Below are 22151 nucleotides of genomic sequence, written 5' to 3' on the forward strand. Positions count from 1 at the left end.
TATAAATAGATACGACCAACCAACCAAAAAATTAAAAAAAGGGATTAGGCGGAATTACCAAAATCATAATTGCAGCGAATTCCATTGTGATCGAAACATCTGTTGCAGGACACACATCTTACCCTGTCAGATATGCCATCTCTTAACTTTACCACAAGATCAGGCTCACTTATGAACGGCCTGCTGAACGAGACCATATCAGCATATCCATTTAAGATAGAGTCCATAACTTTCTTCGACCTGATACCTCCAACCAGGATTACCGGGATGCTTACGGTATCGCTTATCATCTTCGAATAACGCTTAAAGTATGCCTCTTTTTCTTCAGAATCAATATTCGGCTGGGACATCACATCCCCTGCTTCAAATATACCGCCACTTACCTCAATTGCACAGATCCCGGCCTTCTCGAGAAGGCTTGCGATCTCTACGCATTCCGGAGCATCAAGCCCGAACTTACCTGAAAATACATCAAACCCGTCCGTAGCGTTCAGCTTCACCATGATCGGGAAATCCTCGCCAACCTTCTCACGAATAAGCCTTGTTATCTCTGTTATTATTCTGGAACGGTTCTCAACAGAACCACCCCATTTGTCAGCTCTGTGATTCGTATAAGGAGAAATGAAACTGCTCAAAAGGAAGCCATGTGCACAATGTATCTGCACACCATCAAAACCTGCCTCCTTTGCACGTCTGGCAGCTTCCACAAAGTCCTCAATGGTATTGAGAATGTCTCCCTCTGTCATTTCCACAGGTTTTTTCCCGGATGAAGCATCTTCAACAGCCGAAGGTGCTAGAAGAGGAAGTCCTTCCTGTACCACAGACTGACGACCACCGTGCACGATCTGTATGAAGATCTTGCTGTCATACTTGTGCACCCTTGATGTGATCTCACTGTAAGGAACGATGAACCTGTCATCGTATATGCCCTGCTGCTTATCGTTGCTCTTCCCCTGCACGTTCACATAAGAATAGCCGGTGATTATCAAACCCACATCATTGCGTGCAAGTTCCTCATACATGTCACCAATGGCAGTAGTAGGGGTGCCATCTTCCTTTGCGAGCCATTCATTGGTAGCTGAACGCACAAAACGATTCTTCACATTAAGATCTGCTATGGAAATTGGTTCGAAAAGCATGCTACCTAATCGGCAACTATGCGTTTATATTTTTTGCCATATGAAGAAGAGAAGAAGATAAAGAGGAATGGAAAGAAAACAAGAAGAGAAAAATAATTAATAAAGAATAAAATTTGAAACATGAAATATAGAAAAAGAAGGGAAAGAAAGAAGAAAAAAGGATGAAATTATCACCTGAGAGATGATCTCAATGAACTGACTTCCTCTTCAAGGTTCTCATTACCTATCTTGTATGAAACTATAGCTGCAAAAAGAAGGATGAATGCAATTACATTAACAAGCAAGGTCAACTGAAGAGATGTACCTTCAAGACCACCGCCTGATCCGGAAGCAGCTTCACCGAACATTAAAGGATGAGCTGAACGCCACAACCGTATAGACAAAAAGCTCAGGGGTACCGAGACAAAACCAAGTATGCCGAACACGGCTGCAAGTCGTGCACGCTTATCCGGAACATCGACTGCCTGACGTAACAAGAGGTAAGCTACATAGACAAGGAAAAGTGCAAGGGAAGTGGTCAGGCGTGGCTCCCATATCCAGTACCATCCCCATGTTGCCTTTGCCCAGATGGAGCCTGTGATAAGCACAAGTAAAGCGAAGATCACACCCACCTCTGCAGCAGAGCGTGAAATAATATCCCATTTGTATTCACCATTCTTCAAATAGAGAACACTGGACACAAAAACAACTGTAAATGCAAGATAGGATGTTATTGCAATGGGCATATGGAAATAGAATATCCTGAAACTGCTGTCAAGGACCTCACCTGACTCGCCTTTCATCTCAGGCAGGTAGAAGAATATCATGCCAATAGCCAGCAACATTGTTGCAGTAGCTACCAGTGGCAAGACCTTACCTGTTAAACTCTTATCCGACATTTGAAGACCCCGATAATATGATTAAATGATGTAGGTAGTACTAACTCTCCGATATATAAGTATTAATCCTGCTACCATTGATCCTGTGAACATTCATTCAGTGAGCAACAATTCTGTAGTTCCAAATAATTAAGTTTTCAATACTGAAGCTCTCAATCCTGTATCACATATTCGAAAACTAGCTGCCCCACAAGGAAGAATACGACATCATAAACAAACAACAACCTCAGCTCCTGTGAGATATCCCCTAAAGATGCACCTGATAGTGCACTGCCTGTGGCCATGACAGCAGGTATGAGCACTGGAAGTACCAGGGGCAGGAGCAATACCGGAAGCAGGATCTCACGAGTACGGGTATTTACCGTCAGTGCTGAGAGTAGTGTGCCCACACAGACAAAGCCGATAGTTCCCAGAGCGATCACCAGACCCGGCAAAAGCAGTCCACCGATGTTATAGTTGAACAGGATGACGAAGATCGGGATGGTGATTATTTCCACTACCAACATCAATACGATGTTGGCTAAGGCCTTCCCTGTATAGATAGCAGACCTGCTTACAGGACAGAGCTTCAAAGCTTCGAGGCATCCATTTTCCAGCTCAGCCACAAAGGAACGGGACAGACCTATAGACCCTGCAAAGATGAATGCGATCCAGAGAACACCCGGGGCGATCATCTCCACATTTTCTGAAGAACCAAGTATCGAGCCGAAGGAAATGCTAAAGATCACAATAACAAGCAGCGAGAAGATCACCATGGAATTGAGCATCTGCTTGGTGCGGAATTCCTCTTTAAGGTCCTTTGCTGCAATGTCAAAGATGCGTATCATTGAAAACTCCCGGTCATATAAAATTATGGCTGCTTACATGAGATAGGTAGATCCCTTTTAGGTCTTCTGCTGAACTCAAATCAGACATCGGACTGTCGAATACGACCTTTCCGTTATCCAGTATTAGAACACGGCTGCACATTTTGAACGTGTTTGTAATATCATGAGTAACCATCACTCTTGTAGTATCCTCGGGATCCAGGTCCCGAAGAACATTCTCAAATGTCCGGCTTGCATGCTGGTCCAGCCCTGTATATGGCTCATCAAGGAAGAGAAGTTGAGGTTCATGTATCAGTGCCCTTGCAATGGAAAGACGCTGTTTCATACCCCTGGAAAAAGTGGCAACCCGGTCATCAGACCTGCCGGTAAGTTCTACCTGCTCCAGAAGTTCATTTATGCGATCTTCGAGATCTCCTGCACTTATGCCATACATCTTTCCGAAGAAACGTAAGTTTTCCTCTGCTGTGAGGTCGTTGTACAGATGTGTTTCATGAGAGATCACTCCGATCATGCTTCTCACTGAAACCGGATCATCTGCAACGTAATGTCCATTGATCTCAACTGATCCTTCCGAAGGAGAGGAGAGTGTCGACATGATCTTAACAAGAGTTGTCTTGCCTGCCCCATTGGACCCAAGTATCGCAACGAATTCTCCTTTTTTTATGTCAAGATCAATGCCTTTGAGAACAGGAACATTCCCGTAGCTTTTAGAGACATTGCTGAGTGACAGTATGCTATCCATCGGAATAAGATTACATTATGTGTAAATTAACGTTTTGATGTGGAACCAACGAAATGATTACAATATGACTACAATAAATATATCCGAGATCACACATCAAACCCCAAAGTTCTAATATCATCGTTTCTTTTGAGAAAGAAAGGAGCTCTACCCAATGCCTATTAAATGCATGAAATGTAACAAGGATGCCATTATTTTCCAGAAATACTCCGGCATGCACCTTTGCAAGAAACATTTCATTGAAGATGTGGAACGCAAGATCAAACTGACTATCAGAAAGCAATACAATGTCGAAAAAGGTGACATCATTGCCGTCGCACTTAGCGGAGGAAAGGACAGTGTTGTACTGTTACACATACTTCATAAGATCTTCAACAAGAGGAGGGATGTGGAGATCGTTGCGATCACTATTGACGAAGGCATTGAGGGCTACAGGGAAGTTACTCTTGAAAAAGCAAGAAAGCTAACATCCGAGCTTGGCATCAGGCATATTGTGCGTTCTTTTAAGGATGAATATGACAAGACACTGGACGAGCTGGTTGCACAGGAGAGAAAACTTGGAGCATGCAGTTACTGTGGTGTCCTGAGAAAATCCCTGATGAACAAGATAGCAAATGAGATCGGTGCTACAAAGCTTGCCACCGGCCACAATCTGGATGATGAGTCCCAGACCATAATGATGAACCATCTCGGAGGAGATGTGGATCGTATGATACGTCTTTCCCCACCACGAGCGCTGGAAGGTCTCGTGCTTCGTGCGAAACCTTTACGCAAGGTTCCTGAGAAAGAGGTCGCTTTGTACGCCATTGTGAACGACCTTCCATTCGACATGAGCGAATGCCCATATGCCCATGAAGCTCTCAGAGGAGAGGTCAGGGACATGATCAACGAATTTGAGGTAAACCATCCCGGAACCAAGTACTCCATTATGAGAGGATTCGACAAGATGGTAGGAATACTCGGGAAGGAATTCCCACAAGCCAGCCTCACGGAGTGCAGGGTGTGTGGCGAACCATGTACAGCCGAGCTTTGCCAGGCATGCAAGCTCCTTGGGCGAAACTAACTCATTTTGAAATTAAATATATTCAGATAGCTTGATAGAAATTCTTAAAGGATGGAACATTTCAAGAGTGCTCCATCTTAAGGACACTTCACGTTAAGGACATTCCGCGCTAAGGATACTCCACCTTAAGGATATTCCAACAACTCGCTGATATCATACAGTTCTTTTTCTGATCTGGACATGTAAAGGCGAGTCCACCAGACTGTAATCAGTGGTTGGATCACAGCGAAGGACAGAATGAAACTGATAAAAGCCCAAACCGCCCCTAATGCTTCTATGGTAGACATAACTTCGCTGAGAAGATTGTTCAGGACAGATATGCTGATCATTACAAGGAAAAGCAGGAATACGTCCATCTTGTTCTCCATGAAAAAACTATAGGCTTTTTTGAGGGCTGACATTGGGTCAAGATTATCCACTACCAAGCAGAACTCCAGAGGACTGAGTATCAGACCAACGATTATGGCATAAATTACCCACAAGAGAAAACCGAAAAGCAGCATCATACTTGTGACAACAGCATTCTCGGGATTGGACATCAATGTACCAAAGTCGTTCGTAACAAGTGCCCCGGGCACAATAAAAATTACGCCTGCAAGGCTTATGAGGAACACCATGATCTTTGCCATTAGCAAGCTGATCACATTATCATTCCCATAACGGAACATATCGGAAAGAGTTGTGTGTCCGGACTCTGATGCCATTTTTGCCATTCCTACAGCACCAGCAGTGAAATACGACTGGATAAATGCCAGTACCAGCATTGTCAGAAGACCAAATATTATGATAACACCAATGCTTTCACTGAACAGAGGCATTATCATCTCCATTGCCTCTTCCGGAGAAAGGGCAGAAGGATCAGCAATTTCTGAAACAGAAGGAGCTATGACAAGGAAAGTAAGGATAATTACAGCCATTACCAGAACGAGCATGCTTAGAAGCATGTTAAAGATGAACGGGATAGCTATTCCAAGATTACGCTTCCACGTTCCAAATCCTTTATTGAGAACTTTCCCCAAATCTTCATGCATGTTTTTTATCTCCTCGAGATAGATTTAAACCGTTTCTGACACTATATAAATATTGCTTAGATCTGACATCCATACCTGAACATTTTATGAAGCATGTGAAGAATATTAGATAAAAGACATAATGTTAGTGAGGAGTTCGTATCATGCAAGAAAAGAATGGAAAAGAGATACTGGTTATTGGGCATTGCCTGGCGAATGTATATTCCCGCCTCAAAGGCATCAAAGCCCCACCTAAAATGGAGATATGTAGCAGGAACGTGATACAGCTTCCATGTCCTGAAATGATCTACCTTGGAAGTGCACGAAGGGAAATAACAAAAGACCAGCTTGAGACCCCGAACTACAGACGCTTTTGTCGATCTCTTTTCGAACCTTTTGCAGATATGCTCGAGCAATTCTACCAGGAAGGCTATTCCATAAAGATACTCGGAGTTCCAAAGAGCCCATCATGCGGTGCACAGACCACGACCATAGGAGGACCTGCCGGGCGTGCCGATGAATTTGCACACGAGGCTGTGGAAGGTCTGGGAGTTTTCTACGAGGAGATCGTGCAGGAACTTGAAGAGAGAGGAGTTTTCTTCGAGATGTGTGATGCATGAACCAATTGATTTTGCATGCTGACAGAATAATTTCATAAGACATCCACTTCATTGGAAAAAAGCTGTCATTTAACAGCCCTGATTACCACAAAGGAGCCTTGCCCATGGCAATGTAGCACAGGCTCGAGATCCTTTATGCCCTTCAGATCCCTGAAGATCGTCTGGGTGAAGAACAGATCATCAAAACCGGATGCATTGAGTAGGGACACAGCATCTTCCACAGAATAGAAAGTTGCCAGGTTATAGAAAATATTATTCGCCTTTTTTTCCTGATATGATCTGCCAACAGGGCTGTTCTTGTCTATAAATCCCATAACAAAGGAACCACCTGGCATCAGGATCCTGTTCACTTCCCTGAATGCAGATGCAATATCATCCAGGAAACAGATAGTTGTGACCATCAGTACAAGGTCAAAGCTGGAATCTGCAAAAGGAAGTTTTTCTGCTACACCCCGAACAACTTCAATTCCTCTTTTTCGGGAGATATCTAACATACTGGACGCGGGGTCCATACCTAAATAAATGTTCAGCGGGGCTGCGAACCTGCCACTCCCAACGCCAACCTCAATTCCTCTTGAAAAGGATGGCATATTAACCCTCAACGCATCAAGCTCTGAACTATAGACAGGAACGTTATCCTCGAACCATTTTTCGTATCTGGCTGTGTATCTTTCAAAGGGCATTATGTTTGACATGGAAAAGTAAGACCTTGTGATTACTAAGAGATCAGACGAGCAAATCGAGCAGATCAATCAGCTGGACCTGTAATAAATTAATACTTGATACCACAGTTCATCTACCTTCCCCTCACATAACAGGAAAAGTGAATCTCAATTTTAAAAAGACGATATCAAAGAACCTAAGAAACGAAAGGATACGAAAAAAGAAAATAAATGATCCGGTACTGACCGGATCGATTTTTTAAATTCAGAACAGGCCTCTTCCGATGAACAGGGAAGAGAACAGGATCGCGATCATGTTAACTACCTTGATCAGTGCGTTAAGAGCTGGACCTGATGTGTCCTTGAATGGGTCACCGACCGTGTCACCGACAATTGCTGCCTTGTGAGCATCGGAACCCTTTCCGCCGTGTTCTCCGTCTTCGATGAGCTTCTTTGCGTTATCCCATGCCCCACCACCATTGTTCATGGTCATAGCAAGGAGAAGACCTGCAACGATGATACCGATAAGCAATCCACCAAGGGCTTCCGGACCAAGCACGAATCCAACTAAAAGTGGAACGAAGATAGCAAGGATACCTGGAATTGCCATTTCACGAATAGCTGCTGCAGTAACGATGTCCACACACTTACCGTATTCTGGCTTTGCGGTACCTTCCATGATACCAGGGATTTCCCTGAACTGGCGGCGAACTTCGTTCACGATACCGAATGCTGCAGTTCCTACTGCCCTCATTGTGACAGCAGTGAACAGGAATGGGAGCAGTCCACCGATAAGGAGACCAACAAGGACGATAGGATTATCAAGGCTGAGTGAACCTGCTTCAAGGTTGACCTTGTGCCTGTAATCTGCGAAGAGTGCCAGTGCACCTAGTGCTGCGGAACCAATTGCGTAACCCTTTGTTACTGCCTTTGTGGTGTTTCCAACTGCATCAAGTGCATCAGTGATCTTACGTACCTCTTCAGGCATATGTGCCATTTCAGCGATACCACCAGCATTGTCGGTGATAGGACCGTATGAGTCAAGAGCCACGATCATACCGGTGGTTGACAACATTGCTGCTGCTGCAATAGCAATACCGTAAACACCCATTGCAGGATCAGTTGCACCGCCTACTACGAAGTAGGATGCAAGGATACCGGCAACGATGATGATAAGTGGAAGTGCAGTACTTTCGAATCCAATTGCAAGACCGGAGATGACATTTGTACCAGCACCGGTTTCGGATGCTCCGGCAATTGTCTTGACCGGACGGAAGCTTGTGGAAGTGTAATACTCTGTAAATATTACCATCAATACCATTATGATGATACCCACAATGGATGCGTAGTATAATCTCATGTCGCCCATGAGGGAATCGGTAACGAAATAGAATGCGATCAGACTAAGAATTGCTGATACTGCAACACCCTTATAGAGCGCTTTCATTATCTTTCCATCGTTGCCTACTTTCACGAAGAAGATAGAGATGATGGAAGCAAAGATAGCCACTGAACCGAGGATCAATGGGTAAAGGATAGCGTTTGGATATGATTCAAGGATCAGGGAACCAAGAAGCATTGATGCGAGGACAGTAACGACATATGTCTCGAACAGATCTGCACCCATTCCAGCACAGTCACCAACATTGTCACCTACGTTGTCAGCAATGACACCAGCGTTCCTTGGATCATCCTCAGGAATACCAGCCTCGATCTTACCCACAAGATCAGCACCGACATCGGCAGCCTTTGTGAAGATACCCCCACCGACCCTTGCGAAAAGGCTGATAAGACTTGCACCGAAACCGAATCCGACTACAAGATCAACATCGCCGAAAAGGATGTAGAAACCACTGGTACCCAGGAGTGCAAGACCTACTACTGCAAGTCCTGTTACAGCCCCACCGCGGAATGCGACAGACATTGCTTCCTGCAAGCTTTTTGAAGCTGCGTGTGCTGTCCTGACATTAGCCCTGACAGATACGTTCATTCCAACATATCCAGCAAGTGCGGATGCAGCTGCACCAACGATGAATCCGATTGCGATCTTGCCACTATCATCTCCCAGAAGGAAGAACATAAGCGCAGCAAGAATAATTGCTACTACAGCTACGGTCTTATACTGACGGTTCAGATAAGCCATAGCACCCTCCTGGATCGCAAGTGATATCTCCTGCATCTCCTTTGTACCGGTTCCTTCCTTAAGGACACGGGAAGCAAAGAATGCAGCGAATACCAAGCTTACGATACCTGCCAGAGGGGCAAGGTAAATTAAACTCTCCATAATCATACTCCTCTTTGTTTAGATCTAATTAATGATCAATATGATATTTTTATAATCGTAACCACATACAAATCCATTGAAGGATTGCTTTGTTTACTTATATATTAATGCTAAAAGCAGGTTGAAATAGAACACACTAAATATGAATGTATCGATTGGAAAATGTTAAACTGTTATGAACTAAGCTCGATCTCTACAATTCTGATTGTTTTAACTCCAATTATATTCATTCTTCCAAAGAAAATGCGTTAGTAATATCTACATGTAGCACAATCCTGTTAATATGAAAGTGCTTTCTTTTCTTGTGTTATTCATATTATTTTCTTCTGTTTCGATGCCTGCGTTAGCGCAGGAAGTAAAAGAAGAAAATGATTTTATGCATTTTGACAGGATGGTCATGCGCTTTGATGAAACGAATGCATATGTGACAGTGACCTATGACCTTGATACATTCGCCAGAATGTACGTGCTGGCATTCGGTACACGCCACCTTGAATCATCCTTCGATAGCATCTTTTCGGAATATGAAGAAGCAGAAATTGAAGAGATCGGTTACGATACTGCAATTATTAAATTAAAGGATGTTTCCAGATTAAGCGACAGTTACTACCTGCACGACAGCCGCGACCTGGGAACAAATATTGACTCCCTGCAAGTTATATATCCCGGTGGAACTACAAAGACACTTACAGATGTCAAAGTAACACCAAATATCTTCTATGATAAAAGCTGATATGTATAATGTTCCATACTATAGTTACAGCCTTAGGCAATTGAATGAAGCTATTGAGATATACCTTGAAGAAATAATTGACCTTCGACCATAAATCGATCAGTATTTTTATTAAAAGTAAGTTTATTATAAAAACATCATGATTAATAATTATATGTTTATATGATTGAAACATATTGTTAATTAGAGCGCAGGCTTTACATACGTACCACCACCCACACCGCCAGGTGATCCCCCAATCATGCACTTTCCTGCGCTTCCCCTCACCTGGTAACTGGCAATTGGTCTTGCACACATACTAATGACCCGGATTGACTACAAAATGGAGAGAGAATTCAAAATAAAACTATAGTTGGTTGAGAGAAAATTAGAACTTCTGATGAATCATATGCCATAAAGATAAAACATTTGACCACTACATATATTACTTAATTAATCGTTATAATTATTAAGCAATCTTAGATAATCTACAGGTCTTGTTAACAAATGACAGAAAGAATCGAATCTTTACTTAAGGAACAGAAGAAGTACTATCCACCGGAAGAATTTGTCAGGCAGGCTAACATGAAAGACCCCCTGATATATGAAAAAGCGGAAGAGGACTTTGAAGGGTTCTGGGAAGATCTTGCCCACAACATCGACTGGTTCGAAAAATGGGATACTGTCCTTGACTGGCAGCCACCTCACGCAAAGTGGTTCACCGGTGCAAAACTGAATGCATCCTATAACTGTCTGGACCGCCATATTTCAAAGCATGGTGATAAGACAGCCCTTATATGGGAAGGAGAGATGGAAAATTCAGAGACCTACACATATAAGGAACTGTTAGATGAAACTGCTCGTTTTGCTGCCGCATTAAAAGAAATGGGAGTGAAGAAAGGCGACGTTGTAACGATCTACCTGCCCATGATACCTGAAGCGGTGATCTCCATGCTTGCATGCTCCAGGATCGGTGCACCCCACAGCGTTGTCTTTGCAGGTTTTTCCTCAGAAGCTCTTGCACAGCGTGTGACTGATGCGAACAGCCGATATATCATTACATGCGATGGTTATTTCCACAAAGGAAAACTGGTGGAACAGAAAGAGAAGGCTGATCGGGGACTTGAGAATACAACATGTGTGGAAAAGGTTATTGTAACAAACCATGCTGCCAATGCCATCGCCATGAAAGAGGAAAGGGACATCTGGTGGGATGAACTCATACACAATGTTGATTCAGTCTGTGAACCTGAACAAATGGATGCTGAAGACATATTGTTCCTGATGTACACCAGTGGGACTACAGGAAAACCAAAGGGTGTTGTCCATACAACCGGTGGCTATATGGTAGGCACAAATGTGACTTCTAAATGGATATTCGACCTGAAGGATGATGATATATTCTGGTGTACAGCCGATGTTGGATGGATAACAGGACATTCCTACCTGGTATATGGTCCTCTCTCTAACGGGGCAACCATTGTAATGCATGAAGGTGCACCGGACTATCCGGACAAGGGCAGGTTCTGGGATATCGTGGAAAAATACGGCGTAACTATCTTCTACACAGCACCTACCGCAATACGAACGTTCATGAAGTGGGGAGATGACATTCCTGCAAAGTACGACCTATCATCCCTGCGACTGCTTGGAAGTGTTGGAGAGCCAATCAACCCGAAAGCCTGGCTATGGTACTACGAGATCATCGGCAACTCCAACTGCCCAATTGTGGATACCTGGTGGCAGACCGAAACAGGCATGATCATGATAAGTCCACTACCCGGACTCACAACAATGAAACCAGGTACTGCAACCAGACCATTCCCCGGAATAAAGGCTTCTGTACTTGATGAGGAAGGTAATGAAGTCCCTGAGGGTGAAGGTGGATACCTTGCCATTGAGAGACCATGGCCTAGTATGATCAGGACAATAAACGGGGATGAACAGAGATTCCTTGATACCTACTGGAGCAAGTGGGGTACAGATCGATACCTTGCAGGAGATGGTGCACGCAGGGACAAGGACGGGTACTTCTGGGTACTTGGACGTCTGGACGATGTCATCAAGGTTTCCGGCCACAGGCTCGGTACAATGGAGATCGAAAGCTCACTTGTATCACATAAGGCAGTTGCAGAAGCTGCAGTTGATGGAAAGACCGATGAGATCAAAGGCGAGGTAGTCGTTGCTTACGTGATCCTTGAATCAGATGCACAGGCCAGTGATGAGCTTAAACAGGAATTAAAGGAACATGTCGTGGATGAGATCGGTGCCATAGCACGTCCGAAACAGATCATATTCACAGATGAAGTTCCAAAGACAAGAAGCGGTAAGATCATGAGGCGTGTCCTGAAAGCAATTACCAATGACACAGAGGTAGGAGATATTACAACTCTCCAGAACCCTGCTGTGGTCGAGGAACTTAAAAGAAAGGTTAATGAGCTAAGGGAACATTGAAGCCGTTAGTAACCTAATACTTGTTCCAAAACCAGGATACAGGAGATGCCCTATGGAAAAGAAAAATTGCTTGATCCTTGCCCTCGATGTCACAGACAGGGAAAATGCCCTGCGTATCGCTAATGAAGTATCTGAATATGTGGATTCCATAAAGGTCGGATATCCACTTGTACTTGGAGAAGGACTGGGCATCGTTAAAGAATTAGCCGAGCTTGCTCCTGTTATTGCTGATTTTAAAGTTGCTGACATCCCCAATACCGACCGCCTTATCTGCGAACAGGTATTCAAAGCCGGAGCTGACGCGGTCATTACACACGGATTTACAGGGCGTGACAGCCTGGACTCCTGTGTAAAGGTCGCAGAGGAATATGGCAGGGACGTCTACGTTGTAACAGAAATGAGCCACCCCGGCGGTGTGGAATTCTTCCGTCCTGTTGCAGAGACCATTGCCCAGATGGCCGCAGATGCCGGAGCTACAGGTGTTGTTGCACCAGCTACAAGACCTGAAAGGGTCAGGGATATCCGCAAGATCATCGGTAATGATCTGCACATAATCTCACCTGGCGTAGGTGCACAGGGTGGCAGTGCTGCCGATGTTATCAATGCAGGTGCTGACTGGGTGATCGTAGGACGTAGTATCTATAACTCAGATTCCCCTGCTGATGCTGCCATGAAAATATGCAATGATATGAAATGCTGATCTGTTATTGCCTATGATGATTAACTTTTCTGAGCAATGATGAACCCTATGAGTACTGAGGCAAAACAGATCTGTCTGAAATATAAGTAAATATATTCAGAACCAGCCATTAATAGATAACAAACATAAGCAATTACTGAAATTGTTGCACAAAGGGTAGTGGTTAGACGGAACGCAAAATACTTTTTGAAACCTCTGCAGGGGAACTTGCATACCTGCAGGATAATTCTTTGGTAGTAAAACTTCCAGAAGGAAGAAGGACACTCACAACTTCGTGGCTCAACGGAGGATACAGTGAGGAGCTGGAGGTGGTCTTCAATCACATGATCCCACACCGAAGCCATGGTGCTAGTGACCTTGAGGGCGGAAGTGTTCCCGAATACCTCAGGATAGTTGCAGGCAGACTTGGACTTGAGCCCAACAAGGCATCAGGGATGCTTACAACCGCGAAAATGGAAAATGCAGTTGTTGTTTCTGATTCATTCAGGGGTCTTGAGGTCACAGCAATTATAACCGGCGGAGTTGAAATAAACGGTGGCCGTGCTGGAGATCCTTCATCTTATTATCAGGAAGATGAAAGGTTCGAACCAGTTGGCGGTACGATAAACATTATTTTGTTAATAGGAGCAGACCTGCCAGCATATTCAATGGCAAGGTCTTTGATGACCGCAACCGAAGCAAAGAGTGCAGCATTACAGCAGCTTATGGCACCCAGTCGTTATTCAAGCGGGATAGCAACAGGTACAGGAACTGATATGATAACTGTTGTTGCAGACACCACCAGTAAGCTAAAGCTTACAGATTCCGGAAAGCATTCTAAATTAGGAGAACTTATCGGAAAATGCGTTCTCGAAGCCGTAACAAAAGCTGTTGGGATCCAATCGGACATAAAACCGATCACCCAGCGTGATATGCTGGTAAGACTTGACCGTTTCGGTATCGATGAAGCAAGATACTGGAAAGTGGCATCAACTCTGGAGGGTGAGAACAAGAAACCCGGATTCATAGAGCAACTTCGTAAGATATCACGAAACCCGGCACTTGTAGCTGCAACTGTTTCCGTGCTCCACATCATCGATGAAATATCATGGGGACTCATTCCGGAAAATGCAGGCAGAAAGGCTGCTTTTGCGATCATGAGAGAACTCCCAAAGGTACTGGACATGGATCTAGAGGTCCCTGCAGATGAACTTTTGAATGAGTACGATAGCATTCTTGATAACTGGATAGTTGTCACCTCCTGGATCGTGAAGAATAACATTTCCTGATCATCTTTTATAAAAATCTGTATGGTCTTGGTAGCTCAGGCTTTATCTATACGAAACCTTTATCCATAGAATAACATCCAGTATAACAAAAACATACACATCAAATAAGGAGTCCTTATCATGAAAATACGAGAGCTTATAATCCAACACTGTGACAACACTGAGAATAAAGGAAATGGACTTCTGATCCATACAGGACATCCTGCCGAACCTATCGAAACCCCCGAACTGTTCAACTATCTGGATTTCCTTTCTGATGAGCCTTCAAGGAAGATCTGGCACAGCGATGATTATCGGATGATATTAACTGAGATCGATGGGGAGCTTACAGTCTACGAACATGTAAGGCTGTCAAACTACAGGATACAGTTACTTGACCTACGTGAAAAATACGGAGAAAAGGAAGAGAAAGACCTTACAGAACTTGCGGATATATTCTCTTTCGTTAGCTATGAACATAGAAATAGTACAAGGAAATCAGGAGTTCCATATATTACTCATCCAATGGACGTAGCATCCATACTGATAAAAGAGAATGCACCATCGGAACTTATTTTTGCAGGATTGCTCCATGACATCGTTGAAGATACAGACGTTAACATTGTAACTATAAGAAGAAGATATGGACCGGCAGTCGGTGATTATGTGGAAGCTGTTACCGAACCTGTTGAGCTCAGGGAAGCTGCGGGAGGGGACAAAGCACAAACCTGGAAAGAAAGAAAAGAGTATACCATCAAAAGGATAAGTAGAGCAAATTCCGAGATCAGACTTCTAGCATGTGCGGACAAGCTTGCCAACATCAGAGACCTTATCAGTGAGATTAAGCAGGAAGGAGAGGAGTTCTGGGATAAATTCAATGCACCAAAGAGCGATCAGGAATGGTATTACCGTTCAATGTTGGAAGTTTTTGCTACCGGTCCGCAGAATATCGCAGACACCCGTGCATACCGTGATTACAAAGATTGTGTAAATGAGCTGTTCTGAACAGCCTCCTTATAAAAATAGACTTTTTTTAATGTCAGGCTGCCGTTTCAGGCAGTTCTGGCACTTTGGTCCAATGCCATCAGCAACTCATGGACCTTTTGTGAACCTATGAGCAAATGTTTCCCGTTAGTGAACTCGAGCATGACGCCATCGTTACCGCTTATGTTGTAGGCTTTACCATTTTTTCCATAGCGTATGCCCCAGCCACCATAATCCCGGAGTGCACTGTAATGCACTGCTTTATAGCTGGCAATGTCCGTGTAGCCGAATTTTTTGAATGACAGGTGGAATGGGAAGAAACGAACATAAACACCATCGCCGCGCACTTCAGTCACCAGCTTCATGGAGAATATGAATACAGGGAACAGGAAACCAAAGATGATAGTCAGAAAGCTCATGGTGGTATCCGATGCAGGATTACTGCCAAAGGGATGTCCAAGCACCAGTTGCTGGTAAGCCCCATAGAGTGTCATAACTGCGGGGATAAGTACCAGTGAGGTTATCCAGAATTGCCTGAACTTCTGCACTTCCCTGAATGTAGGACTGTTGTTAAGCATATTAATTCCCTTACATGTCGATATTTGTTGTATAATTTCTAAATATAGTCAATCGCATAAATATTTATGGCATGATAAGTGGAGAGCGGAAAGAAGGAGGTACAAATAGCCCTAAAGGAATGCTTAACTAAAATATTTCAAGCCCAATAAAAACAAGAAATTTTTATATCGTACCACAACGAGTAAGAGCAAAAACCTTCGACCAGCCGGATGCAAGAAATTGCATATATTCTGAAAAACGATACTTAGAAGGAACTAAAATGCCCTCTGACATTACTATCCCGATGTTGCTACTGTCGGTGCTCATCGGATATACCCTCGGCATATTCTCAGGACTTGTCCCGGGAATACACACGAACAACTTTGCCCTGATGCTGGTAGCGCTCTCCCCCATGCTTATGGACAGCGGCATCCTGCCAACCTACATAGCCACAGCAATCCTGGCAAACTCCCTGTCACATACATTCCATGACATTATCCCCGCTGTCTATCTTGGAGCACCAAATGACGATATGGCGCTGGCAGTACTTCCCGGACACAGGTTGCTGCTCGAGGGTTTCGGCTCGGAGGCCATACGCCTCTCAGCGCTGGGAAGCGCAGGTTCAGTAGCATTTTCATTAATCATTGCAGTTCCCCTTGCATTTGCTTTCAGCAAGGTCTACCCGACACTACAGAACTACCTTGGATTACTCCTCCTGCTGATATCTATAAGCCTTATACTGAGCGAGAAAGGTGAATACATTATTAATCAGGGCTCCTTTGTGAAATACAAGTACAAAGCATACGCACTCATCCTCTTCGTTCTGACCGGATTCCTTGGCCTGTTCGCATTCCGGATGGAAGCCTCAATGCATCCCCTGATCGACTTTGGAGCTCCATCAATACTTCTCCCCCTTCTCAGTGGACTTTTTGGTGCATCCCAATTGCTCATAAGCCTGTTGTCAGGCTCACACATCCCACCCCAGAGATATTCAAGGATCGAGCTACCTGCTAAAAGGATCATCAGAGGAATTATCACTGGCAGTGCAGCCGGCTCCATAGTGGCATGGTTACCGGGAATATCCTCATCCATTGCAGCAGTACTTGCAAGACTATTCATCAAAAGCGATTTTGAAAGGAAGAAGGACATCAAGAATAGGAAAAAAGAGGATGAAGATGCCTGTGAAGGATACTACCGCTATGACGATGATGAGTTCTACCGGGATGAGACCATGGAAAGCTCAAAAGAGTTCATCGTCTCGGTTTCCGGCGTTAACACGGCAAACGCGATCTTCGGCCTTTTCGCCCTCGCTGTGATAGGAAAAACAAGAAGTGGAGCAATGGTCGCTATGGACGAGCTTCTGGAAACCGCCAGCCTGACCGCTCAGGACATCATCCTGTTCCTGCTGGTCATCGCCACCACAGCACTATTGTCATACATCTCAACAATAGCCATCGGAAACAACATCCACAGGATGCTCGCAAAGCTCGATTATTCAATGATCTGCATTACAGTCCTTCTGGGCCTCGCACTGATGAGCCTGCTGTTCACCGGCTTCTTTGGCCTGCTCATCTTTGTGATCGCGATCCCCCTTGGCATGTCAGCATCATTCATGAAGATAAGGAAGTCGCATGCAATGGGAGTTATACTGTTGCCTGTGATCTTGTATTTTTTGTGAGCTACAGAAATAACTATTGAGGTTCAATGGTAGACCTCTCAATTGGCAGTGTGACAGAGTTAACTTCAATGACTGTTTTTTCGGATAAAGGCTAGACAAATTTATGACATAAAGTAGGCTGTCACTTCAGATCATAAAAAGGAAAGTTCAGGAAGCGTCACATGACGTCCCTGCAATACAAATTTGATGTGAATTAGCAGCTCACACATAAGGGACAGCCAAAGTGCTTGTAAATCTTTTCTTCGTATTCGCGAGTAGAGATATCAGGCCATTTATCCTCTGAAAAACCCGGTGCATTCTCCAGCGTGGAGCTAACAACATCCAGAATAAAACTGTGTTTTTCCCCTAATTTAAAAAGTCCCCAGGGAATACCAACGTATCCATCTCTACTTTTAAGCGACACAATGACATATGGAATACTATTTTGTTCCAGGTCTATCATAAAGTCTACGAAATTCCCAATTTCTTTTCCTTCTGAATCCTTTATAGGATCTCTGGCTATGGTCTCTACAGATAACATCTTAGGTTTTGCCATACTCGAATTACCCCCGTAACAATTCTGCGGGCATTTATCATGCCCAGAATAATAATGTGAAATAAAACTATTTAGGTGTTGCCACAATATATAAAAAGATAAGGAGTGGTTGAACATGGTCACTAAAGAAGACGTAATTGAAGTTCTTAAGAAATGCTCTGATCCAGAGATTCCGATCAATATCATGGATCTTGGGCTGGTTTACGGTGTAGATATTGAAGACGAGGAAGTCCATATCAAAATGACCCTGACAACGCCAGGCTGCCCGATGGGTGCAATGATCCTGGATAATGTTATACAGAAGGTTGAATCGATTGACGGTATAAAGAAGGCAGAAATCGAGTTGGTATGGGAACCTCCATGGACACCTGATCGGATATCAAAAAAGTGAAGAACTGCTGAGAATGAAATAGTGAAATAATATGACTTAGTTGCTTTATGGTGTGATTTCCGACTTGTATCATTTTCTTGAAGCAACTGCTCCGCCGTCGAAGTTAATGTAAGCACTTGATACCAGAAATTGATATTGCGATTCGGAATATGCCCTTATTTCAAACACTAATATATTCCTCTTCGATTACCCCGGATGAAAAGGTTTATATGTTTTTGTAATGTTTAGTCGGTTCAGCGAGTTCTTTAAGGGCTATACCCCCACCCCCCACAACTAACTTTTTTGCCCTTTTAGAACTCATTTTAACATCTTTTTTCTTCATAATTTTGTGCCCTTATTCCAATCATTAACATATCAAATGTTATTTTTTTAAATGCTAAAATATAAATAAACATACATACATTGATATTGCAGAGTTCTTTAAGAAACATTCCTCTTAATATACCACGCCTGGTGTACTATTCTTAAAGAGCTCGGTGGTAGTATCCTGTTTTTTGTGACCGTTCTGATCAAGACGTAACCATGCTACCAGTATGCTCGAAATTCATGGAGTGCTCAACCATAAAAGGCATATACCGCGATCAATGATAACTATTAAAGAATAAATAATGAAAGGAGTGAAATTTTTGAATTTTGGAGAATTAGTCAAAGGAAAGGACATTGAAGCAGAAAGCGCAATGAAGGAGAAACATGTACCTACGATCGAGATCCTTGAAGGTCATGGAGGAACAGATGCAGACCTTGTTCGAGTAATCGTAGGTAAAGAGACCGCACATCCAAACACCGTTGAACATCACATTGCATGGGTAGAGCTTTATGGCAAGAAAGATGGCGGCGAAGTCGTTAACCTCGGAAGAGTCAACTTCAGCCCGGGAAACACAAAACCTGACTGCTGGTTCAAGCTTGAGAACATTGGTGAATACAAGGGGTTCTGTGCTCTTGGGTATTGTAACATCCACGGCCTGTGGGAAAACTGTGTTGAGGTATGATCGGGTTTAATGCCTGATCAACGTTTTTTACTTCAATTTTCAGCTTCATTTAATTTATTCAACTTTAAGCGCATTCACAGGACATTTTTGAACACACTTCATACAACTTATGCAAGCAGCATCCCTGACAACATCCTTTTTTGAAACATCGATCCACATCGGACACATCCTGTCACATATCCCGCATGAATTACAGATCGAGTGATCACGCCTGATCATCCTGATCTTGACCAGATTTGTTAGTGAAGCTGCTGCACCTTCTTTACAGAAATACCTGCATGCAGCCCTGTCCACAAAAAAGGAAAGAAGTATCGAAACCGCCATGATCAGTAGCAGACCATCTACCACCACAGATTCCATTATGGAATCATTAATGAACTGAAATTCATGCAGCAACAGCGCAGTCACCAGGAAAAGCAATACTACATATCGGAAATATAAAAGCGAACCATGGAACCTTTTCGGGACCAAAGTGTTGTATCTTTTACCAAGGACCCTTTTCCCCATGGAACCGATGATGTTCTGGAACATGCCCCTTGGGCACATCCAGCCACAATAGACCGGACCGAATAGCAGAGCAATAGGAATTGACAGGAGAACAACATAGAATGTTGACTGCGAACCAAAATAGATGAAGATCGCAAGACCAATAAGCTGAAGGCTCAGCCTGACCCTCTCAACCTTTTCTGAATTCTGCAACCTTGATATGATGTTTCCTATGGGACTCAATAGTATTGCTCCGGGAGATCGTTAGGGATGTGTCGAACAATTACGAAAAAAACGCCTATTAAATATATAGTTTATTAAAGAAGCAAGCAAATGTAGGACAGGGGTAATTGAAATGCGTACATTTACGAATATCGTTACATTAGCTGCAATAATACTGATCATAGCAATATCGGGGTGTACAACCATAGATACTGAACCTGAGCTGATCCCGGATATAATTGAGAACGACAAGGAGAATACATTCACGATCTCTACCAACTCCTTTGAGAACAACGGAGAGATCCCCTCACGCTACACCTGCGAAGGGGATAATATTAATCCGGAGCTCATTCCCGGCATCCTGCCTGAAGATGCCAAAAGCCTTGTGCTGATAGTTGATGATCCCGATGCTCCGAGAGGGACATTCACTCACTGGATAATATGGAACATTGAACCGGGGTCGATCATCAACGAGGACACAATTCCAGGAGTACAGGGACTTAACGACTTTAAGACCAAGGAATATGCCGGACCATGCCCGCCTTCAGGAACACACAGGTACTTTTTCAGGATCTATGCACTTGACACCATGCTTGATCTGGAATCAGGTTCCACAAGACCAATTCTGGAACAAGCAATGCAGGACCATATCATTGCAGAAGCTGAGCTAATGGGAACTTACTCCAGAGAATAAAGAGAACGAGGAAAAAGAATAGAAAGAGAAGAAAGAGCAAAAACAATACGAAGACGTGTTTATTCCAGCAGTTCAGTATCCTCATGGGAATAAGCCGGGGAGCAGCAACACAAGATCTTCATATCCTCAGCCCCGTTATTTTCGATCTTATGAGCAACACCCGGATCTATCAGAATGGTGTCACCGGCGCTCACTCCAAACACCTCATTTCCCAGTGTCATGAGACCGCTTCCAATTGTTATATGGTAGATCTCCTCAGATTCGTGGTGTCGGTGTTCAAGCGTCTTGCATCCCACAGGAACGGTTGCCTCTGCAAGACTCTGCTTTTGGCTGCCACCGACATTTGGATGCATCAATTCACGTATTGTCGAGCCATCCTTTGTGGTGAATGGGTCGACCTGTGAATACTCAGTTCTCTTCATCCTTGCTGAAGTTTGCGATCATTTCAAGCATCTTTTCCTTAATTTCCACAAAGGAAGCAATGCTCTCGCTGCCTGCATCAATTGGGGACTTGCCTTCAAAATCAGCATTCATGAGGTCAGGGGAGAATGGGATCTCGCCAAGGACAGGAATTCCAAGCTCAGCAAGTTTTGGCTTGACATCAGCAGAGGTTCCTTTGTTTACAACCGCAGCAAGGTTCTTCACACCGATACCTCCTGCAAGTTCCTTGATCCTTCCGGCAGTCTCAATGGACCGCATACCGGGCTCCACCACGATGATCATGAGATCGATACCACGTGTCGTTCCGCGACCAAGGTGCTCTATACCGGCTTCCATGTCCATGATCAGTGCACTGCTGTCCTTCAATACAACATGGCGAAGCAGTGCTCTCAAAAATGCAGATGCAGGACACATGCAACCGCTTCCCCCACGTTCTACTGTACCCATTACCAGCATCCTGACGCCATCGGGACCGATTACGCCGAACTTGTCCACAATATCGTCCACTTTTGGATTGTACTTGAACATGCCACCAACCTCACCGGCACGCTCATCGATCATCTCCTTGTACTCCGTGAGCGGACGTGGTGGTTCAGCTATACCCAGTGAAGATGCAAGGTTCATATCCGAATCAGCATCAATGGCAAGTACCTCGTAACCGTCCCTGGCAAGCAGCCTTGCCAGAGTTCCGGACAGAGTGGTCTTGCCAACACCCCCTTTACCTGTAACTGCGATTTTTACCATTAATAAAACCTCATTGATATTCTATAATGTTAATGTGTATCGTCTTTTTATCTTGATTTTTGTTTGTTTGTCGTCTGTATATCGTATAAAT

The 22151-nt window shown here is 43.9% G+C and carries 23 protein-coding genes; 11 read left to right on the plus strand and 12 right to left on the minus strand.

Annotation, left to right across the window (positions count from 1 at the left end):
* Positions 1–44: 44 nt before the first annotated feature.
* From LI82_RS08000 to LI82_RS08015, 4 genes are all read right to left on the minus strand, one after another.
* On the minus strand, positions 45–1139 hold the full coding sequence (locus LI82_RS08000) for an oxidoreductase (RefSeq protein WP_048194863.1): 1095 nt from the start codon (positions 1137–1139) through the stop codon (positions 45–47).
* 170 nt (positions 1140–1309) lie between these two features.
* Complete coding sequence (locus tag LI82_RS08005; RefSeq protein WP_048194865.1) at positions 1310–2017, minus strand: cytochrome c biogenesis protein; 708 nt, start codon at positions 2015–2017, stop codon at positions 1310–1312.
* 152 nt (positions 2018–2169) lie between these two features.
* Positions 2170–2844: a heme exporter protein CcmB gene (locus LI82_RS08010; protein ID WP_048194867.1), complete on the minus strand. Its 675-nt coding sequence runs from the start codon at positions 2842–2844 to the stop codon at positions 2170–2172.
* A 13-nt stretch (positions 2845–2857) separates the two neighbouring features.
* Complete coding sequence (locus LI82_RS08015; protein ID WP_048194869.1) at positions 2858–3586, minus strand: ABC transporter ATP-binding protein; 729 nt, start codon at positions 3584–3586, stop codon at positions 2858–2860.
* Positions 3587–3740: 154 nt separating this feature from the next.
* Here LI82_RS08015 and LI82_RS08020 point away from each other — a divergent pair, with 154 nt between their 5' ends.
* A complete protein-coding gene (locus tag LI82_RS08020) occupies positions 3741–4649 on the plus strand; it encodes a TIGR00269 family protein (protein WP_048194870.1) in 909 nt (302 codons plus the stop codon).
* 125 nt (positions 4650–4774) lie between these two features.
* Here the strand turns inward: LI82_RS08020 and LI82_RS08025 are convergent, their stop codons facing one another.
* Positions 4775–5680 carry a DUF7847 domain-containing protein gene (locus LI82_RS08025; RefSeq protein ID WP_048194872.1) on the minus strand — a complete coding sequence of 302 codons (906 nt, stop codon included), beginning with the start codon at positions 5678–5680 and terminating at the stop codon, positions 4775–4777.
* 143 nt (positions 5681–5823) lie between these two features.
* On the opposite strand from LI82_RS08025, the gene LI82_RS08030 reads away from it, so the two are divergent.
* The gene (locus LI82_RS08030) at positions 5824–6279 is read left to right on the plus strand and encodes a DUF523 domain-containing protein (RefSeq protein ID WP_048194874.1); all 456 of its coding nucleotides are present in this window, start codon (positions 5824–5826) and stop codon (positions 6277–6279) included.
* A gap of 65 nt (positions 6280–6344) precedes the next feature.
* Here the strand turns inward: LI82_RS08030 and LI82_RS08035 are convergent, their stop codons facing one another.
* Together LI82_RS08035 and LI82_RS08040 are read right to left on the minus strand one after the other, a co-directional pair.
* Positions 6345–6974 (minus strand): class I SAM-dependent methyltransferase, encoded by a 630-nt coding sequence (locus LI82_RS08035; protein WP_048194876.1) that lies wholly within the window; start codon positions 6972–6974, stop codon positions 6345–6347.
* 232 nt (positions 6975–7206) lie between these two features.
* The gene (locus LI82_RS08040; protein WP_048194877.1) at positions 7207–9225 is read right to left on the minus strand and encodes a sodium-translocating pyrophosphatase; all 2019 of its coding nucleotides are present in this window, start codon (positions 9223–9225) and stop codon (positions 7207–7209) included.
* Positions 9226–9559: 334 nt separating this feature from the next.
* On the opposite strand from LI82_RS08040, the gene LI82_RS08045 reads away from it, so the two are divergent.
* The 5 genes from LI82_RS08045 to LI82_RS12505 all read left to right on the plus strand — a co-directional run bounded on the left by LI82_RS08045 (position 9560) and on the right by LI82_RS12505 (position 15343).
* Positions 9560–9958 (plus strand): hypothetical protein, encoded by a 399-nt coding sequence (locus LI82_RS08045; protein WP_052402826.1) that lies wholly within the window; start codon positions 9560–9562, stop codon positions 9956–9958.
* A gap of 486 nt (positions 9959–10444) precedes the next feature.
* Complete coding sequence (acs, locus tag LI82_RS08050; RefSeq protein WP_048194881.1) at positions 10445–12391, plus strand: acetate--CoA ligase; 1947 nt, start codon at positions 10445–10447, stop codon at positions 12389–12391.
* A gap of 52 nt (positions 12392–12443) precedes the next feature.
* Complete coding sequence (gene pyrF, locus LI82_RS08055; protein WP_048194883.1) at positions 12444–13091, plus strand: orotidine-5'-phosphate decarboxylase; 648 nt, start codon at positions 12444–12446, stop codon at positions 13089–13091.
* A gap of 230 nt (positions 13092–13321) precedes the next feature.
* Positions 13322–14359 (plus strand): adenosylcobinamide amidohydrolase, encoded by a 1038-nt coding sequence (locus LI82_RS08060; protein ID WP_236622716.1) that lies wholly within the window; start codon positions 13322–13324, stop codon positions 14357–14359.
* Positions 14360–14479: 120 nt separating this feature from the next.
* The gene (locus LI82_RS12505) at positions 14480–15343 is read left to right on the plus strand and encodes an HD domain-containing protein (RefSeq protein WP_052402829.1); all 864 of its coding nucleotides are present in this window, start codon (positions 14480–14482) and stop codon (positions 15341–15343) included.
* A gap of 47 nt (positions 15344–15390) precedes the next feature.
* Here the strand turns inward: LI82_RS12505 and LI82_RS08070 are convergent, their stop codons facing one another.
* Positions 15391–15900, minus strand: a complete 510-nt coding sequence (locus LI82_RS08070; RefSeq protein ID WP_048194887.1) for a DUF6141 family protein — start codon at positions 15898–15900, stop codon at positions 15391–15393.
* Between the two features lie 260 nt (positions 15901–16160).
* Here LI82_RS08070 and LI82_RS08075 point away from each other — a divergent pair, with 260 nt between their 5' ends.
* Positions 16161–17558 (plus strand): tripartite tricarboxylate transporter permease, encoded by a 1398-nt coding sequence (locus tag LI82_RS08075; RefSeq protein ID WP_048194889.1) that lies wholly within the window; start codon positions 16161–16163, stop codon positions 17556–17558.
* Positions 17559–17751: 193 nt separating this feature from the next.
* Here the strand turns inward: LI82_RS08075 and LI82_RS13120 are convergent, their stop codons facing one another.
* Entirely contained in the window at positions 17752–18093 is a 342-nt protein-coding gene (locus LI82_RS13120) for a PRC-barrel domain-containing protein (protein ID WP_048194890.1), read from the minus strand.
* 115 nt (positions 18094–18208) lie between these two features.
* Between LI82_RS13120 and LI82_RS08085 the strand changes: the two genes are divergently transcribed.
* Together LI82_RS08085 and LI82_RS08090 are read left to right on the plus strand one after the other, a co-directional pair.
* Positions 18209–18484 (plus strand): metal-sulfur cluster assembly factor, encoded by a 276-nt coding sequence (locus tag LI82_RS08085; protein ID WP_048194891.1) that lies wholly within the window; start codon positions 18209–18211, stop codon positions 18482–18484.
* Positions 18485–19101: 617 nt separating this feature from the next.
* Positions 19102–19473 (plus strand): class II SORL domain-containing protein, encoded by a 372-nt coding sequence (locus LI82_RS08090; RefSeq protein ID WP_330217387.1) that lies wholly within the window; start codon positions 19102–19104, stop codon positions 19471–19473.
* A gap of 54 nt (positions 19474–19527) precedes the next feature.
* Here the strand turns inward: LI82_RS08090 and LI82_RS08095 are convergent, their stop codons facing one another.
* Complete coding sequence (locus tag LI82_RS08095; protein ID WP_052402834.1) at positions 19528–20202, minus strand: 4Fe-4S binding protein; 675 nt, start codon at positions 20200–20202, stop codon at positions 19528–19530.
* A gap of 112 nt (positions 20203–20314) precedes the next feature.
* Between LI82_RS08095 and LI82_RS08100 the strand changes: the two genes are divergently transcribed.
* On the plus strand, positions 20315–20875 hold the full coding sequence (locus LI82_RS08100; protein ID WP_052402836.1) for a YbhB/YbcL family Raf kinase inhibitor-like protein: 561 nt from the start codon (positions 20315–20317) through the stop codon (positions 20873–20875).
* 59 nt (positions 20876–20934) lie between these two features.
* On the opposite strand, the gene LI82_RS08105 is transcribed toward LI82_RS08100, so the two are convergent.
* Together LI82_RS08105 and LI82_RS08110 are read right to left on the minus strand one after the other, a co-directional pair.
* Positions 20935–21297, minus strand: a complete 363-nt coding sequence (locus LI82_RS08105; protein WP_048194894.1) for a cupin domain-containing protein — start codon at positions 21295–21297, stop codon at positions 20935–20937.
* On the minus strand, positions 21284–22060 hold the full coding sequence (locus LI82_RS08110) for an ATP-binding protein (RefSeq protein ID WP_081955791.1): 777 nt from the start codon (positions 22058–22060) through the stop codon (positions 21284–21286). The genes LI82_RS08105 and LI82_RS08110 overlap by 14 nt, the downstream gene beginning before the upstream one ends.
* Positions 22061–22151 lie beyond the last annotated feature (91 nt).

The organism is Methanococcoides methylutens (assembly GCF_000765475.1).
Lineage (GTDB): Archaea > Halobacteriota > Methanosarcinia > Methanosarcinales > Methanosarcinaceae > Methanococcoides > Methanococcoides methylutens.

What these genes read in the sequence shown, in the direction of transcription:
- LI82_RS08000 (WP_048194863.1), bottom strand. Translation starts at nt 1,139, where the DNA reads ATGCTTTTCGAACCAATTTCCATAGCAGATCTTAATGTGAAGAATCGT.
- LI82_RS08005 (WP_048194865.1), bottom strand. Translation starts at nt 2,017, where the DNA reads ATGTCGGATAAGAGTTTAACAGGTAAGGTCTTGCCACTGGTAGCTACT.
- LI82_RS08010 (WP_048194867.1), bottom strand. Translation starts at nt 2,844, where the DNA reads ATGATACGCATCTTTGACATTGCAGCAAAGGACCTTAAAGAGGAATTC.
- LI82_RS08015 (WP_048194869.1), bottom strand. Translation starts at nt 3,586, where the DNA reads ATGGATAGCATACTGTCACTCAGCAATGTCTCTAAAAGCTACGGGAAT.
- LI82_RS08020 (WP_048194870.1), top strand. Translation starts at nt 3,741, where the DNA reads ATGCCTATTAAATGCATGAAATGTAACAAGGATGCCATTATTTTCCAG.
- LI82_RS08025 (WP_048194872.1), bottom strand. Translation starts at nt 5,680, where the DNA reads ATGCATGAAGATTTGGGGAAAGTTCTCAATAAAGGATTTGGAACGTGG.
- LI82_RS08030 (WP_048194874.1), top strand. Translation starts at nt 5,824, where the DNA reads ATGCAAGAAAAGAATGGAAAAGAGATACTGGTTATTGGGCATTGCCTG.
- LI82_RS08035 (WP_048194876.1), bottom strand. Translation starts at nt 6,974, where the DNA reads ATGTCAAACATAATGCCCTTTGAAAGATACACAGCCAGATACGAAAAA.
- LI82_RS08040 (WP_048194877.1), bottom strand. Translation starts at nt 9,225, where the DNA reads ATGGAGAGTTTAATTTACCTTGCCCCTCTGGCAGGTATCGTAAGCTTG.
- LI82_RS08045 (WP_052402826.1), top strand. Translation starts at nt 9,560, where the DNA reads ATGCCTGCGTTAGCGCAGGAAGTAAAAGAAGAAAATGATTTTATGCAT.
- acs (WP_048194881.1), top strand. Translation starts at nt 10,445, where the DNA reads ATGACAGAAAGAATCGAATCTTTACTTAAGGAACAGAAGAAGTACTAT.
- pyrF (WP_048194883.1), top strand. Translation starts at nt 12,444, where the DNA reads ATGGAAAAGAAAAATTGCTTGATCCTTGCCCTCGATGTCACAGACAGG.
- LI82_RS12505 (WP_052402829.1), top strand. Translation starts at nt 14,480, where the DNA reads ATGAAAATACGAGAGCTTATAATCCAACACTGTGACAACACTGAGAAT.
- LI82_RS08070 (WP_048194887.1), bottom strand. Translation starts at nt 15,900, where the DNA reads ATGCTTAACAACAGTCCTACATTCAGGGAAGTGCAGAAGTTCAGGCAA.
- LI82_RS08075 (WP_048194889.1), top strand. Translation starts at nt 16,161, where the DNA reads ATGCCCTCTGACATTACTATCCCGATGTTGCTACTGTCGGTGCTCATC.
- LI82_RS13120 (WP_048194890.1), bottom strand. Translation starts at nt 18,093, where the DNA reads ATGGCAAAACCTAAGATGTTATCTGTAGAGACCATAGCCAGAGATCCT.
- LI82_RS08085 (WP_048194891.1), top strand. Translation starts at nt 18,209, where the DNA reads ATGGTCACTAAAGAAGACGTAATTGAAGTTCTTAAGAAATGCTCTGAT.
- LI82_RS08100 (WP_052402836.1), top strand. Translation starts at nt 20,315, where the DNA reads ATGCGTACATTTACGAATATCGTTACATTAGCTGCAATAATACTGATC.
- LI82_RS08105 (WP_048194894.1), bottom strand. Translation starts at nt 21,297, where the DNA reads ATGAAGAGAACTGAGTATTCACAGGTCGACCCATTCACCACAAAGGAT.
- LI82_RS08110 (WP_081955791.1), bottom strand. Translation starts at nt 22,060, where the DNA reads ATGGTAAAAATCGCAGTTACAGGTAAAGGGGGTGTTGGCAAGACCACT.